The following is a 15,945-nucleotide window of genomic DNA, read 5'->3' on the forward strand; positions in this document are numbered from 1 at the left end:
GCGGCCGCGTCTGGCCGCAGCAGCGCAGGGATGAAAAGGCTGGCCGGAGCCGGGCGCACGGGGCGCAGGGTTCGGCCAGGCTCTTTTCCGGACCAGGCTTGCGGGCGCGAGGGCAAGGTCGGAGCCAGTGCCACGGCAAGCGTCGGCATCGGTTCGGCCAAGCCCGTTTCGCCCGACGCCTGGTCCGCGATGCGGTCAAAGGCGCAAGGTGTGACAGCACCGGAGCGGCCCACGCCCGGCAGGCCAGCTGGCTTGCCAGGGTGCCCGTTCGGCCCCGTCATGCCACCTAACGCGGCTGGAGCGGAAACCTTTCCCGCAATTTGCGTGCTAAGTATTCAGGCAAGGTTTGGGTAACTATGTGTGATAGACGAACCCCCGCGCAGGCGATAACACCGCGCCCATGTTGCGCATTGCCGTCTGTGCCCCGTCCGCCCCGTTCGATCGCGCCGATGCCGGGCGGGTTGCCGCTCTGGTGGCCGAGCGGGCCGGACTAGAAATCCACTTTCACGAACAATGCTTTGCGCAAAGTGGCCATTTTGCGGGAACCGACCAGCAGCGTCTGAACGCATTTGTCGAATGCGCCAATGATCCCGGGTTTGACGCGGTGTGGTTTGCGCGCGGCGGCTATGGCGCGGGGCGGATTGCGCAGGATGCCATCGGCCTCCTGGCACCGGCGGCGCAGAACAAGGCCTATCTCGGCTATTCGGATGGCGGGGTGATGCTCGCCGCGCTCTATCGCGCCAAAGTGGGCCGCTCGGTCCATGCGCCGATGCCGGCCGATGTGCGGCGCGATGGCGGCGAGGCGGCGGTGCGCCGCGTGCTGGCTTGGCTGCAGGGCGATAGTGCCGGGCTGGAGCCGACGATCCCGGCGGCAGAGCCTGTGGTGGCGTTCAACCTCATGACCCTGTCGATGATCATGGGCACGCCGGTGATGCCTGATCTGGCCGGGCATGTGGTGATGGTGGAAGAAGTGAGCGAATACGACTATGCCGTCGATCGCCTGCTGTTTCATGTCAGCGCCGGGCTGGCGGCCATGAAGGTGGCCGGCCTGCGGCTCGGTCGTGTGACGCAGGTGCCTGAAAACGATAGACCTTTTGGCATCGGGGTAGAGGATATGGCGCGGCATTGGTGCGCGCGTACTGGCCTGCCTTACCTCGGCCGCGCGGATATCGGGCATGATGGCGATAATCGCATCGTGCCGTTCGGGCTTGCAGGAACCCCGCCGGGCCAATAGGGCGCGCGCCAGTTTTCAGGAGGCATCGATCAATGCGGGCATTCGTTTTTCCGGGGCAGGGCAGCCAGAAGGTGGGCATGGGCGCCGAGCTTGCCGCCGCCAGCACCGCCGCGCGCGAAGTGTTCGAGGAAGTGGACGACGCGCTCGGCCAGAAGCTGTTCCAGATCATGACCCAGGGCCCCGATGATGCGCTGACCCTGACGGAAAATGCCCAGCCCGCGATCATGGCCCATGCCATCGCCGTGCTGCGCGTGCTGGAAAAGGAAGGCGGCATCCAGCTGGCCGACAAGGCCGATTTCGTGGCAGGGCACAGCCTGGGCGAATATACCGCGTTGTGCGCTGCCGGTGCGTTTTCGCTGGCCGATACCGCCCGCCTGCTCAAGCTGCGCGGGCAATCGATGCAGGCCGCCGTGCCGGTGGGCGAAGGCGCGATGTGCGCACTGCTTGGCGCCGATATCGACAAGGCCACCGCGCTGGCCGAAGCCGCTGCGCAGGGTGAAGTCTGCACCGTGGCCAACGACAACGATCCCACCCAGGTGGTTCTTTCCGGGCACAAGGGCGCGATCGAGCGCGCGGTGGCGCTGGTCAAGGAGCATGGCATCAAGCGCGGCGTGCTGCTGCCGGTGTCGGCCCCGTTCCACTGCCCGCTGATGCAGCCGGCCGCCGATGCCATGGCCCAGGCGCTGGCCGCCACGCCGCCCCAGGCCTTTCGCGTGCCGCTGTTCGCCAACGTGACCGCCTCCATCGTCACTGATCCGGCGCAGGTGCAGCAACTGCTGGTAGAGCAAGTCACTGGCCGCGTGCGCTGGCGCGAAAGCGCGATCGCGATGAAGGACGCCGGCGTCGAGGCGTTCGTCGAACTGGGCGGCAAGGTGCTGGCACCGATGATCACCCGCTCGGCCGGGGCCGATCTCTCCGTCACCAGCGTGATCACCATGGCCGACATCGAAGCCCTGGCCAAGGATCTCTGAGAGCCAAGCAGATCAGGCAAAATGAATCGCGCAGAGGCGCAGAGGCGCGGAGGGGAAGTGCATGACGGCAATCGACTCCATCAGCGGCGACGTGGTCGATGCCGCGATGCGCATTCACAAGGAGCTCGGTCCCGGACTGTTGGAAAGCGTTTATGAAGTCGTGCTTGCCGCTGCGTTGGAACGACGTGGATACAAGGTTGACCGGCAAAAGCCGGTCGATATCGAATTCGATGGAATGCGCTTTCCGGCAGCTTTTCGGGCCGATCTGATTATCGAAGACAGGTTGATCGTAGAGATCAAGTCCGTGGAGAAACTCAGTCCGGCACATGCCAAACAGGTGCTGACGTATCTGCGCTTGATGAAACTGCCGGTTGGCTTGTTGCTGAATTTTTCGGGCGAAACGATGAAGGAAGGTATCCGGCGGCTGGTCAATAGCTATAGCCCTCAGTCCTGACCTTCTCTGCGCCTCCGCGCCTCTGCGCGAACTATTGAAATCGGAGCCAAGATTATGGAAAACCGTCTTTTTGACCTGACCGGCATGACTGCCCTGGTTACCGGCGCTGCTGGTGGTATCGGTTCGGCGATCAGCCATGCGCTGGCCCGCCAGGGGGCGCGGCTGGCGCTTTCGGGGACGAACCCGGCCAAGCTGCGCGCGTTTCGTGAAGAGCTGAACGAGACCTATGGCCACGACCATGTGGAAGTGACCTGCGACCTGTCGAACGCCGAACAGGTGGAAAAGCTGGTGCCTGCCGCGCTCGATACGCTCGGCAAGATCGACATCCTGGTCAACAACGCCGGCATCACCCGCGACAATCTGACGATGCGGATGAAGGACGACGAATGGGACGCGGTGATCCGCGTGAACCTGGAAGCGGCGTTCCGCCTGATGCGCAGCGCGACCAAGCCGATGATGAAGGCGCGTTTTGGCCGGATCATCTCGGTCACCAGCGTGGTGGGTGCCACGGGCAACCCCGGCCAGGTGAACTATGCCGCGGCGAAGGCTGGCCTTGTCGGCATGTCCAAGAGCCTGGCGCAGGAACTGGCCAGCCGCAACGTGACCGTCAACTGCGTGGCGCCCGGCTTCATCCGCACCGCGATGACCGATGTGTTGCCGGATGCGCAGAAGGATGCGCTCAACGGCCGCATTCCGATGGGCCGCATGGGCGAAGGCCAGGATATCGGCGCGGCGGTGGCCTATCTTGCCAGCAAGGAAGCCGGCTACGTCACCGGGCAGACGCTGCACGTCAACGGCGGCATGGCGATGTTCGCCTGATGCGCGGCGGGTGGGTGCTGGCCGTAGTGGCGGCTGGGCTGGCGGTGCCGGCCGCAGCCTTGGCGCGCCCGCCCGAAACGCTGGCCTGCGCGATCAAGGCCGCGCCCGAGGGGCTGGACCAGAAGGTGGCCGATGCCATCCTGACGCCCGGCACCCCCGCGGCCAATGCGACGCAGGCCGATCTGCGCGCGATCACCGATGCCTGCGCGGCCGACCAGTTGCTGAACGACAAGCAGCGCGATGCCTATTTCAGCTATACTTGGGGCCGCATGGGTCGCGATGCGCTCGATGGCCGCCTGGCGGCGCTGGGCATCGCCTCGGCGCTGATCGACCGGGCGCTCGATATCGGGCCTGGCAACACCAACAACCCGGCCGACAAGGTGACGCCGGGCGATCTGCGCATCGTGAGCGAGGCGCTGGACAAGGCGGGCAAGCCCCCGGCCAGCGTGACATCCCAAGGCTGGCAATTGATCACCGGCTGGATCGTTGCCACCGCCCTGATGTTCGATGGGCAGCGCGATCTGGACTGAAACGGCATTTTTTTCGAGTTTTCGGGTCATTTATGCACAGTTTCACTTGGGCCATGCATGGGGAGCCTTGCCCAAGGGGCACTCCACGCTAAGAAAGGTGGTCCGAAACGCAACGCTGCTGGCTGTGATTCCATGGCCTTCTGGTGTGCAGCTAACCCGGACGGCGCCTGTCCGTCCAGTCCGGCCTGTTTCAGATCGGTTCTGAAGCAGCCGGGTTACGAGACTGGGGATCGAGACGAGAATGAAGGCGACCATTGAACGCGCGACTCTTCTGCGCTGCCTGTCCCACGTCCAGTCGGTTGTCGAACGCCGCAACACCATTCCCATCCTGTCGAACGTGCTGATCGAGGCGTCGGCCGACAATTCAGTGCGCCTGATGGCCACCGATCTTGATCTGCAGATCGTGGAATCGATGCCGGCGGTTTCGGTGGAGGGGCCGGGCGCGATCACGGTTTCGGCGCACCTGCTGTTCGATATCGCGCGCAAGCTGCCCGATGGCTCGCAAGTGAGCCTGGAAACCGCCGACAACCGCATGGTGGTCAAGGCCGGACGCAGCCGTTTCCAGCTGCCCACGCTGCCGCGCGACGATTTCCCGGTGATCGTCGAAGGCGACCTGCCGACCAGCTTTGAAATTCCCGCGCGCGTGCTGGCCGAACTGATCGACCGCACCCGCTTTGCCATCTCCACCGAGGAAACCCGTTACTACCTCAACGGGATTTTCTTCCACGTGGCCGATGAAGTGCTCAAAGCGGCCGCCACCGACGGCCACCGCCTGGCCCGCTACACCCTGACGCGCCCCGAAGGCGCCGAGGGCATGCCCGACGTGATCGTGCCGCGCAAATGCGTGGGCGAACTGCGCAAGCTTTTGGAAGAAGTGCTCGATACCAATGTGCTGCTCGATCTGTCGGCCAGCAAGGTGCGCTTTACCCTGGGCGGCGAACACGGCGTGGTGCTGACCAGCAAGCTGATCGACGGCACGTTCCCCGATTACAGCCGCGTGATCCCCACCGCCAACGACAAGCTGCTCAAGCTTGATCCGCGCAGCTTCTATGAAGGCGTGGACCGTGTGGCGACGATCGCCACCGAAAAGACCCGCGCGGTGAAGATGGCGCTGGAAACCGACCGCGTGACGCTGTCGGTCACCAGCCCGGACAACGGCACCGCGGCTGAAGAACTGCCGGCAGACTACACCGCGCAAGGCTTCGAGATCGGCTTCAACGCCAACTATCTCAAGGACATCCTCAGCCAGATCGACGGCGACACGGTGGAGCTGCACCTGGCCGATGCCGGCGCGCCGACGCTGATCCGCAAGGATGACAAGTCGCCCGCGCTCTACGTGCTGATGCCGATGCGCGTCTGACGCGGGGCAGGCCAGCCCGGCAACATACCAAAGGGGCGCGATCGGCCAGGCTGATCGCGCCCCTTTCGCGTTTCGGCAACGCGGGCGGCTGCCGGCACCTCGGGCAAATCCCTATATGCCTTTTCAGCGGTCTTGATCGCCCTGCGCCTATGCCTGTCGCATCGGAGTTAGACAGGTAGATCCCATGGCGCTTACCCAGCAGGACGTTGACCGCAAGCTGACGTTCTTCAACATCAGCAGTGATGACGTGGCCCGGTTTGGCCAGATTGCCGGCGCCATGGACGGCCTGGCTCCGCCGGCGCTGGAACGGCTGTATGATCGCATTGCCTTGACGCCGGAAACGGCGCGCTTCTTCCCTTCGCGCGCCGCCATGTCCCATGCCCGGGACAAGCAGATCGAGCATTGGGGCAGCATGTTCAGCGGCACGCCCGGCATGGCCTATGCCGAACGCGCCCAGCGCATCGGGGATGTTCACGCGCGAATCGGGCTGGAGCCGGGCTGGTATATCGGTGCCTATGCCTCGGTGCTGGACGAGGTGATCGTGCGGTTTCTGGGGCGCGGCCTGGGCAAGCTGGGCAGCCGCCGCGCCAAGGCCGTGGCCACGCTGGTGAAGATGGCGCTGCTCGATATGGAAGTGGCGCTGTCTGCCTATTTCCAGGCGGAAGATGCCAAGCGCCAGGCGGTGGTTACCCAGGTGGGCCATACCGTGCGCAAGATGACCGAGGGCGATTTTACCGTGGCGTTGACCGGCCTGCCCGAAGCCTATGCCGCGCTGGAAGCGGACCTGGAAACCATGCGCAAGAAGGTGAGCGGCGCGCTGGGCGCGGTCTCGCAGACTTCGCGCGCAGTCGACACCGGCGCCAAGGAAATTCGCGAGGCTTCGGACGATCTTGCCCGGCGGACGGAGCAGCAGGCAGCCTCGCTCGAAGAAGCCTCGGCCTCGATCACCACGCTGGCGGGCACGGTGGGCAAGACGGCCGAAGAAGCGACCCAGCTGCATTCGGCGGTGCAGGACGCCCATGGTGACGCGCGTCAGGGCGGCGGCGTGCTGGAAGAAGCGGTGCAGGCGATGAACGACATTCACCGCTCTGCCGCCGAGATCGGCAAGATCATCGCGGTGATCGATGGCATCGCCTTTCAAACCAACCTCCTGGCGCTCAACGCCGGGGTGGAAGCGGCGCGGGCGGGTGATGCCGGGCGCGGCTTTGCCGTGGTCGCCAACGAAGTGCGCGCGCTGGCGCAGCGATCGGCCGAGGCGGCGCTCGATATCAAGAAGCTGATCGGCGAAAGCTCTGTCCAGGTGGAACGCGGCGTGACGCTGGTGGACCAGACTGGCGAGACGTTCGAGCGGATCGTCAGCCGGGTGGGCGCGATTGCCGACGTGGCCAGCAACATTGCCGAGGGCGCCAGGGCACAGGCCGCGAATATCCGGCAGATTCAGGCCACGGTCAACGAACTGGACCTGATGACCCAACAGAATGCGGCCATGGTGGAAGAAGCGACGGCGGCATCACGCAGCCTGGCTGGAGAGGCCGATCGCATGGCCGATCTCGTGGGCCATTTCCGCGTGGAAGGCCTGGTGCCACACCAGGCCAAGGCGACGCGGCGCGCGGCCTGACGCGGCGCAGAGGCCCGTCACGCCGCGTCGAGAAATCCGCGCAGCGTGGCGGCAAAGCCTTCGGGATCGGCGAGCATGAACAAGTGCCCGCCGCCCTTGAACATTTCCAGCCGGCTGCCTGGGATGGCGCCGTGCAGGAACTGGGCATTGGCCGGCGGGATCAGCTGGTCTTCCTCGTCATGCATGACCAGAGTGGGCAGGGCCAGCAGCGGCAGGAACGGTGCGCTGCTCCAGGTGGAAAAAGCGGCCAACTGGCAAGCCCAGCCGACCGGCGAGGGCGGCATGGCCGCATTGAGCGATACTGCCTGGTGGCCACCGCCATTGTACAGCGAGGCAAGGTTGCGCTGCAGGGTGCGCGCGACGGTATATTCGCGCGGATCGGCCATGTGGCTCATGATCGCGGGATTGCCGGGCACCATCGCCGCCCCGGCGGCCGTGGCGGCCAGCGCCAGCCGGCCGATGCGGGCGCGATGCTGGAACGCGAACTGCTGCGCCACGGCGCCGCCCCAGCTGATGCCCAGCACGTCTACCGCATCGAGATGCAGGCGATCGAGCAGCGCGGCCAGCGTGAGCGCGATACACGGCATGGTATAGGGAATGATCGGATCGGGTGACTTGCCGATGCCCGGCATATCGAAACTGATGATCCGGCGGCAGGGCAGGGCGCGAACCACCGGTTCGAGCAACTCCATGTTCATGCCGATGCCGCCCAGCAGCACCAGCGGACGCGCACCTTGGGCGCCGACATGCCACTGGCCAAGGCGCAGGCGCCGGCCAGCAACGCCAACCATCGAAAAATCAGCGGTAAAACTCGCCACGATCCCGTCATCTCCTGCCGGGTGCATGGCGCCTGTGCGCCGGCAATCCCGCCAACGTTCGCCCTGATAAAGTCCCACCCACGTCCGGCATGCCGCCTAGCAGGTTCATTACGGAGGTAAAAGTGGGCAGATTTCGTGTCGCTTCGTCAGGCCTGCTTAACGGTTTTTCAAAGCCGTTCGGGCATGCGGGTAACCATGGCAGACGTATCCGGGGCAGAGCAGATCGAAATCGAAGCGCGGGGCGAGGAGCGCCGTGACTTTGCACGCACGCAGCGGCGGCGCGAACGCGTGCCGGCCAGCCACGCGCCAAACCCGCGGATGGCCAACCGTTTGATCGCGCGCGAATGGCCGCAGATCGCAGCGCCGATGGCGGTGGGCCTTGCCGGGCTGGCGCTGCTTAACGGGGTGATTCCCGATGGCATCGTGGTGTCGGTGGGAATCACCGCGGTCATGCTGGCGTTGCTCGGCGCGCTGGCGGTGCGGGTGGAAAACGCTGGTATCGTCGGCACCGCACCGCGCATGCTGCTGATGGCGCTGGCCGTAGGCATGCCGATGTTTCTGTTTGGCGCGGCGGTGGGCCACTGGGCCGAGATCGGCGCCGTGCCGTGGTTGCAGGGGCTGGCCCTGCTGGTAACCGTGTCGCTGCTCGCCACCGTGTTCGAAAGCGGGCAACTGGCCAGCGTGCTGGTGGCGCAAGTGTCGATCTGGGCCGGGGTGGCCTGTGCGGCAAACCGCCTGGGCGGGCTGGTCACGCTGGGTATTGGCCTGGCCGTGGCGGTGGCAGCCTATTTCCGCCAGCGCGAAATCGAAGCGCGCGCGCGCGAGCAGATGGAAATCGAAACGCGCATCCAGACCCGCGCGCAGGAGATTCTGGCCGATTACGAGGAAACCGGCCAAGGCTGGTTCTGGGAAACCGATCGGCGTGGCCAGATCACCTATCTTTCGCGCCCGGTCGCCCAGATCCTGGGGCGCGGCGTGGAAGAACTGATCGGCCGGCCATTTCCCGAACTGTTCAACCTGGCCGACCAGGCCGGCGAGGGTGAGCGCACGCTGGCCTTTCATCTTTCGGCGCGATCGAGCTTTTCCGAACTGGCCGTGCGCGCGGCAACCGACATGGAAGAGCGCTGGTGGCAGATCAATGGCCGCCCGACCTATGACACGTTCAACAATTTCCAGGGCTTTCGGGGCTCGGGCACCGATCTGACCGAAAAGCGCCGCTCGGCCGAGCATGCCTCGCGCCTGGCGCAATTCGATTCGCTCACCGGCCTGTCGAATCGCCTGCGCATGTCGCAGACGCTGGAAAAGATCCTGGTAGCGCCGCAGGTGCAGCACCGTGCCTGCGCGGTGTTTCTGCTCGATCTCGACCGGTTCAAGCAGGTGAACGATACGCTGGGCCATCCGGCCGGCGATGCGCTGCTCAAGCAGGTAGCGCAGCGGCTGGAAGGCGTGATCGGCAATGTCGGCCGCGTCGGGCGCCTGGGCGGCGACGAGTTCCAGGTGATCATGCCCGGCAAGATCGAGCGCGACCATCTGGCCTACCTTGCCAACCAGGTAATCGAACAGCTTTCCGCGCCCTATGCCATCGACGGCAACCGCGTGATGATCGGCGCATCGGTGGGCATTGCCATTGCCCCCGATGATGGCGTGACCAGCGAGGCGCTGATTCGCAACGCCGATCTGGCGCTCTATGCCGCCAAGGACGGCGGGCGCGGGCGCTATCACTTCTATGCCGCAGACCTGCACAGCGATGCCGAGGAGCGGCGCCAGCTGGAAGAGGAACTGCGCGATGCGGTGGCCCATGGCGGGCTGGAGCTGTATTACCAGCCGGTGGTACAGACCGCGACCGAGCGGATCACCGGGTTTGAAGCCCTGCTGCGCTGGCACCATCCCCAGCACGGCTTCATTTCGCCGGCCAAGTTCATTCCCATTGCGGAGGATACCGGGCTGATCGCCGCGATCGGCGAATGGGCGCTGCGCACCGCGTGCCAGGATCTGGCGCAGTGGCCGCAGGACGTGCGCGTGGCGGTCAACGTCTCGCCACTGCAGTTTGCCAATCCGGCGCTGCCCACGATCGTTACTTCCGCCCTGGCCCACGCCGGAGTGGAGCCCGAGCGGCTGGAGCTGGAAATCACCGAAAGCGTGTTCCTCAACAACGACGAGGGCACCGACCAGATGTTCAAGCAGCTGAAATCGATCGGCGTGCGTCTGGCACTCGACGATTTCGGCACCGGTTATTCTTCGCTCGGCTATCTGCGCTCTGCCCCGTTCGACAAGATCAAGATCGACCAATCGTTCGTGCGCGGGGCGACCCAGCCGGGCAGCCGCAATGGCGCGATCATCGCCTCGATCGTCAGCCTGGCCGAAGCGCTGGGCATGGAAACCACGGCAGAGGGCGTGGAGACGCTGGACGAGCTGGACCTGGTGCGCATGCTTGGGTGCAGCCATGTGCAGGGCTATATCTATGAACGGCCGCTCTCGGCGGTCAACGCTGCGGCGCGGCTTTCGACTGGGCTGGTGGCCGTGGCCCAGGGGCCGCGCTCGGCCCGTGCCAGCCGCCAGTCGATGCTGCGCAAGGTCGTGCTGGAAAATGCCGGGCACAAATACAACGGCATGGTGCGCAACATCTCGATGACCGGCGCCCTGATCGAGGGGCTGTGGAATGTGCCGGAAGGCACGGTGTTTCGCATCCAGCTCGCCGATGGCCACGTGGTCACGGGCACCTGCCGCTGGAGCAACGACGATCGCATGGGCGTGGAATTTGCTGCCCCGCTCAAGGCCGATGACGATGGCCGCATTGCCGTGGTCCAGGTGCGCACGCCGGCGTTGGCCCCGGTGCTGGAGCGGCCCTTGCAGCGCAAGGTGGGGTGAGGGGCTTTGGAGCGTTAACATGCCCTCCCCCAGCCCCTCCCGCGTGCGGGAGGGGCTGGGGGAGGGCATGTTAGCGACCCTGATAACTCCCGCCGAAACTGCCCATTGCGCCTGATGACAGCGCGCAACGGGCCTGCTAACGGCGGCGCATGACCGACCTCGCGCTGATCCGCAATTTTTCCATCATTGCCCACATCGACCATGGCAAGTCCACCCTGGCCGACCGCCTGATCCAATATACGGGCGGCCTGGCCGAGCGCGAGATGACCGCGCAGGTGCTCGACAACATGGACATCGAGCGCGAGCGCGGGATCACCATCAAGGCACAGACCGTGCGCCTGGATTACAAGGGCAAGGATGGGCAGACCTATCAGCTCAACCTGATGGACACGCCCGGCCACGTCGACTTTGCCTATGAAGTGAGCCGCAGCTTGGCGGCGTGCGAAGGCGCGCTGCTGGTGGTGGACGCAGCCCAGGGCGTGGAAGCGCAGACCCTGGCCAACGTCTATCAGTCGATCGAGCACGACCACGAGATCGTGCCGGTGATCAACAAGATCGATCTTCCCGCGGCCGAGCCGGAAAAGGTGAAGCACGAGATCGAGGAAGTGATCGGCATCGACGCCAGCCAGGCCGTGCTGGCGAGCGCCAAGGCCGGCATCGGCATTGAGGAAGTGCTCGACGCCGTGGTGGCGCGCATTCCCCCCCCGGGCGGCGATCGCAATGCGCCGTTGAAGGCCATGCTGGTCGATTCCTGGTACGACCCCTATCTCGGCGTGGTCATCCTGGTGCGCGTGATCGACGGGGTGATCAAGAAGGGCTTGCAGGTCAAGTTCATGGCCGGTGGCACCGAACACCTGATCGATCGCGTGGGTTGCATGCGGCCCAAGATCGAGCAACTGGCCGAACTGGGGCCGGGCGAGATCGGTTTTATCACCGCGCAGATCAAGGAAGTGGCGCAGGCCCGCGTCGGTGACACGATCACCACGGTCAAGGGTGGCGCCAGCGAAGCGCTGCCGGGCTTCAAGGAAGTGCAGCCGGTGGTGTTCTGCGGGCTGTTCCCGGTCGATGCCGCCGATTTTGAAAAGCTGCGCGATTCGATCGGCAAGCTGCGGCTGAACGATGCCTCGTTCAGCTTTGAAATGGAAACCAGCGCGGCGCTGGGCTTTGGTTTCCGCTGCGGGTTCCTGGGCCTGTTGCACCTGGAAATCATCCAGGAGCGCCTGAGCCGCGAATACGATCTCGACCTTATCACCACGGCGCCGTCGGTGGTCTATCGTCTGACCATGACCGATGGCTCGCACATGGAACTGCACAACCCGGCCGACATGCCCGATGTTGTGAAGATCGACACCATGGAAGAGCCGTGGATCAAGGCGACGATCTATACGCCCGACGAATACCTCGGTTCGATCCTCAAGCTGTGCCAGGATCGCCGCGGCATTCAGACCGGGCTGACCTATGTCGGCGGGCGCGCGCAGGTGAACTATGAACTGCCGCTCAACGAAGTGGTGTTCGATTTCTACGATCGCCTCAAGTCGATCAGCCGTGGCTATGCCAGCTTCGACTACGAGCAGATCGGCCTGCGCGAGGGCGACCTCGTCAAGATGAACATCCTGGTCAACAACGAGCCGGTCGACGCCTTGAGCATGATCGTGCACCGCAGCCAGGCCGATGCGCGCGGGCGCGGGCTGTGCGAGCGGTTGAAGGACCTGATCCCGCGCCATCTGTTCAAGATTCCGATCCAGGCCGCGATCGGCGCCAAGGTGATTGCGCGCGAAACCATTGCCGCGATGCGCAAGGACGTGACTGCCAAGTGCTATGGCGGTGACATCAGCCGCAAGAAGAAGCTTCTGGAAAAGCAGAAGGAAGGCAAGAAGCGCATGCGCGAATACGGCAACGTGCAGATTCCGCAGGAAGCCTTCATCGCCGCGCTGCGCATGGGCGAGGAATAGGGGCGTATCTGCCGCGGGCCGGGGAACCGAACCGCGCGCTATCCGGTTACGTTGGGTGGGAGCGTTCGCTCCTGCAGCAATACCGGAGGCCCTTTGCTCATCGTTCGCCTGTTCCGATTTGCCCTGATCGCGCTGTTGCTGGGCTTCGCGCCGCTGGCCCACGCGCAGTTGACGCCTGCGGCAGCGTCTAGCCCGGTCGCACCCAGTGACCCGTATGGGCGCGAAACCCCGCGATCAGCGGTAGCTGGCCTGATCCAGGCGCTGGCTGGCCGCGATTACGAACGTGCGGCACATTTCATGTCGGTGCGGCTGGACAATCCGCGCCTGGCCAATGGCGCCGAAGAACTGGCGCGGCGGTTGCAGGTGCTGCTCGACAAGGGTGGTGCGCTGCGCGCGTTTGGCGCCCTGTCGAACGATGCCGTGGGCGATCTGAACGACGATCTGCCGTTCAACCGCGAGCAGGTCGGCACGATGCGCGTGGGCGATCAAAAGGTGCCGGTCTTGCTGGCCAGCAGCCAGCAGGGCCAGGTGGTGGTCTGGCGTGTTGCTCCTGAAACCTTGCAGATTTTGGCCAAAGCCGACGTGCCGCGCGACGCGCCGGTGGCGAGCAACAACCCGGATAGCTGGATGGTCGGCGGTGCGCCGATCGGCGATTGGGCGCTGCTGCTGGGCCTGGCGGCGGCCAGTTTTGCCGCGTTTCGTTTGCTGGCCGCGCTGATCCTGCTGGTGGTGCGGCGGTTGATCCCGCAGTTCCAGGATAGCGCGGTCTATCGCTTCCTGGCAGCGGCCTTGCCACCGCTCAGCCTGTTTCTGTCGATCATGATCTTCTTCATGTGGGCCAACCGCCTGCCCGTGGCCATCGTCGCCCGGCAAACGCTGCTGCGCTATGGCGGCACGGTGGGCCTGGTGGCGCTGGTGTGGTTTGCGCTGCGCCTGATCGATGCCATTGCCGAACTGGCAACTCGGCGCCTGCGCCATCACCAGCGGCGCCAAGTGATCTCGGTGGTCAACCTACTGCGGCGCGGGGCCAAGCTGTTGCTGCTGGCCTTCACGGTGGTGGGTGTTCTTGATACGTTTGGTATCAATGTTACTACAGGTATTGCGGCGCTGGGCATTGGCGGCATCGCCTTGGCGCTGGGCGCGCAAAAGACGGTCGAGAACCTGGTCGGCAGTGTCACGGTCATTGCCGATCAGCCGGTGCAGGTCGGGGATTTCTGCAAGGTTGGCGATGTTTCGGGCACGGTGGAAGACGTGGGCATCCGTTCCACGCGCATCCGCACCAACGACCGCACCTTGGTCACCATTCCCAACGGCGATTTTGCCGCGCGGCAGATCGAGAACTTTGCCACGCGCGACCGCTTCCTGTTCAATCCCACGATCGGCATCGCCTATGGCCTGCCGGTCGCCAAGGTGCGCGAGGCGGTGGACATCGTGCGCCAGACGCTGCTCGATCACGATGGCGTGCTCAACGATGGCGTGCGCGCCACGTTCACCAACTTTGCCGACACGGCGCTGACCATCGACGTGTGGTCTTACCTGGCGGGGCCGGATTACAACGCGGCGATGGCGGTGCGGCAGGACGTGCTGCTGACGATCATGGAACAGTTCGAGGCCGCCGGCATCGTGCTGGCGCAGCCGACACGCTCGGTCATGGTCCAGGGCGGCATGCCGTTGCCTGCTGCCGAAGTGCCGCCGAGCGCGGCGTGATCACCCGATCAGGCGGGATGCCACCACAGCCACGGCGACCAGCACCCCCGCACCCCAGATCGCGCGCGTAAGCGGACGGACCAGGGCGGCCCATTGCGGGGCTGGTTCGATCGGCGCCGGTGGCTCGGTCAAGCGCTGCACCCCGGCGCGCAACAGGCGCGGTGCGTCATTGCCGAGATGGGCCAGTTCCAGCCCCAGCGCGCGCAGGATCGGTTGCCAGTGATCGGGCGACAGCCGCGCGGCAACCAGGCGCAGGGTAGATCGGCGCAGCGCGGCCGACAGTTCAAACCCGGGTTCGATGCGGCTGAGCACGCCGTCGATCGTGACCAGCGCCTTGAAGATCAGCAGCAGGTCTGATGGCATGACGATGCCGGTGTCGCGCAGCAAGGGCAGGAAATCGGCAACCATTGGCGCCAGGCGCAGGCTCTCGCCGCCGTGGGTTTCGACCAGGCGGCGCGCCGCGGCGGCCACGGCTGATGCCGACGCGCTGCCGCTTTCATCCCAGGTGGTGAGAACGTCGGCCATGGCGGCATCGTCGCGCGCGACGAGCGCCTGGGTAAAGCGGATGAACTCCTCGCGCCGGCGGGGCGATACCTGGCCAACCAGGCCAAGGTCGAGCAGGGCAATGGCATTGCCGGGCAGGCAGCGCAGGTTGCCGGGGTGCGGATCGCCATGGAAGCGGCCGTTGATCAGGACCATGTCCAGCACCACGTTGGCACCCAGCGCGGCGATGCTGGCCGGATCGATACCGGCATCGCGCAAAGCCTGGCTGCTGGTGGGGGCAACGCCGGCCACGAAATCCATCACCAGCACGCTTTCGCTGCTGAGCGGCCAATGGATGTTGGGTACGACCACGCGCGGATTGCGTGCAAAATCGGCGCGCAGCCTGTCGGCATTGCGGCCTTCCACGGTGAAATCGAGTTCCTGGCGCAAGGCATCGGCGAGTTCCGCCGCCATCGCTCCGGCGCGCAACTGCCGCGCCTGGGCATTGGTGCGCTCGGCGAGGGCAGCGGCACCCGCGATCAGGCGCAGGTCCGCCAGCATAGGGCCAGTGATGCCGGGCCGGCGGATCTTGACGGCGACCGGGGTGCCATCGGGCAGCGTCGCCCGGTGCACCTGCGCCATCGAGGCGGCGGCCAGCGGGATTTCATCAAACGTGGCAAAGCACGTTTCCAGTGGTGCACCCAGCGCCTGCTCAAGATCGGGGCGCAGCGCGGGGAAGGGCAGTGTGGGGGCCTGACTTTGCAACTGCTCCAGTTCTGCGATCCATGGCGCGGGCAGAAGATCGGCGCGCGTCGCCAGGATTTGCCCCAGCTTGATCCAGGCCGGGCCCAGTTCTTCCAGCGCCAGGCGCACCCGGCGCGGCGTGGTGGCGGGATCGCCGTCGGGCGTCTCTGCCGCGCCGCTGCCAGGCATGAAGCGTGCCGCCAGCCAGCCGAGCCCGTGGCGGGCAAGAATGCGGGTGATATCGGCAAGGCGGGCGCTGTCGGCCGCGCGGCCAGGGAAGGGCAGGGTCATGCCAGCCAAGGTAGGGTGGCGATTGCCGCGCGCAACCTTGGGGTGCGGCATGGCTGGACTCACTCGCTAACAATTGTTAGGTTGACGAACACGTAG

General features: G+C 65.4%; 12 protein-coding genes. 10 read left to right on the forward strand and 2 right to left on the reverse strand.

The annotated features are described in order from the left end of the window. Window positions 1–400 precede the first annotated feature (400 nt). From SCA01S_RS11035 to SCA01S_RS11065, 7 genes are all read left to right on the forward strand, one after another. On the forward strand, window positions 401–1,234 hold the full coding sequence (locus SCA01S_RS11035; RefSeq protein WP_062785492.1) for an LD-carboxypeptidase: 834 nt from the start codon (window positions 401–403) through the stop codon (window positions 1,232–1,234). A 32-nt stretch (window positions 1,235–1,266) separates the two neighbouring features. Continuing rightward, window positions 1,267–2,205 carry an ACP S-malonyltransferase gene (gene fabD, locus SCA01S_RS11040; protein WP_054130486.1) on the forward strand — a complete coding sequence of 313 codons (939 nt, stop codon included), beginning with the start codon at window positions 1,267–1,269 and terminating at the stop codon, window positions 2,203–2,205. Between the two features lie 61 nt (window positions 2,206–2,266). Beyond that, window positions 2,267–2,659, forward strand: coding sequence for a GxxExxY protein (locus SCA01S_RS11045; RefSeq protein ID WP_062785494.1), 393 nt, complete (start codon window positions 2,267–2,269; stop codon window positions 2,657–2,659). 54 nt (window positions 2,660–2,713) lie between these two features. Then, the gene (gene fabG, locus SCA01S_RS11050) at window positions 2,714–3,478 is read left to right on the forward strand and encodes a 3-oxoacyl-[acyl-carrier-protein] reductase (protein WP_062785496.1); all 765 of its coding nucleotides are present in this window, start codon (window positions 2,714–2,716) and stop codon (window positions 3,476–3,478) included. Beyond that, window positions 3,478–4,008, forward strand: a complete 531-nt coding sequence (locus SCA01S_RS11055) for a hypothetical protein (RefSeq protein WP_084390939.1) — start codon at window positions 3,478–3,480, stop codon at window positions 4,006–4,008. Before fabG ends, SCA01S_RS11055 begins: the two co-directional genes overlap by 1 nt. A gap of 241 nt (window positions 4,009–4,249) precedes the next feature. Continuing rightward, window positions 4,250–5,368 carry a DNA polymerase III subunit beta gene (gene dnaN / locus SCA01S_RS11060; protein ID WP_062785498.1) on the forward strand — a complete coding sequence of 373 codons (1,119 nt, stop codon included), beginning with the start codon at window positions 4,250–4,252 and terminating at the stop codon, window positions 5,366–5,368. 184 nt (window positions 5,369–5,552) lie between these two features. Continuing rightward, a complete protein-coding gene (locus tag SCA01S_RS11065; RefSeq protein ID WP_022676414.1) occupies window positions 5,553–6,986 on the forward strand; it encodes a globin-coupled sensor protein in 1,434 nt (477 codons plus the stop codon). A gap of 17 nt (window positions 6,987–7,003) precedes the next feature. On the opposite strand, the gene SCA01S_RS11070 is transcribed toward SCA01S_RS11065, so the two are convergent. Continuing rightward, window positions 7,004–7,804, reverse strand: a complete 801-nt coding sequence (locus tag SCA01S_RS11070; protein ID WP_231627500.1) for an alpha/beta fold hydrolase — start codon at window positions 7,802–7,804, stop codon at window positions 7,004–7,006. Window positions 7,805–7,999: 195 nt separating this feature from the next. Between SCA01S_RS11070 and SCA01S_RS11075 the strand changes: the two genes are divergently transcribed. The 3 genes from SCA01S_RS11075 (at window position 8,000) to SCA01S_RS11085 (ending at window position 14,331) form a co-directional block, all read left to right on the forward strand. Next, on the forward strand, window positions 8,000–10,672 hold the full coding sequence (locus SCA01S_RS11075; RefSeq protein ID WP_062785501.1) for an EAL domain-containing protein: 2,673 nt from the start codon (window positions 8,000–8,002) through the stop codon (window positions 10,670–10,672). Window positions 10,673–10,821: 149 nt separating this feature from the next. Next, on the forward strand, window positions 10,822–12,624 hold the full coding sequence (gene lepA / locus SCA01S_RS11080; RefSeq protein ID WP_022676411.1) for a translation elongation factor 4: 1,803 nt from the start codon (window positions 10,822–10,824) through the stop codon (window positions 12,622–12,624). Between the two features lie 93 nt (window positions 12,625–12,717). Next, window positions 12,718–14,331: a mechanosensitive ion channel family protein gene (locus SCA01S_RS11085; protein WP_062785503.1), complete on the forward strand. Its 1,614-nt coding sequence runs from the start codon at window positions 12,718–12,720 to the stop codon at window positions 14,329–14,331. Here the strand turns inward: SCA01S_RS11085 and SCA01S_RS11090 are convergent, their stop codons facing one another. Further along, window positions 14,332–15,849 (reverse strand): ABC1 kinase family protein, encoded by a 1,518-nt coding sequence (locus tag SCA01S_RS11090; protein ID WP_062785663.1) that lies wholly within the window; start codon window positions 15,847–15,849, stop codon window positions 14,332–14,334. Window positions 15,850–15,945 lie beyond the last annotated feature (96 nt).

This window comes from Novosphingobium capsulatum NBRC 12533 (assembly GCF_001598375.1).
Classification (GTDB): domain Bacteria; phylum Pseudomonadota; class Alphaproteobacteria; order Sphingomonadales; family Sphingomonadaceae; genus Novosphingobium; species Novosphingobium capsulatum.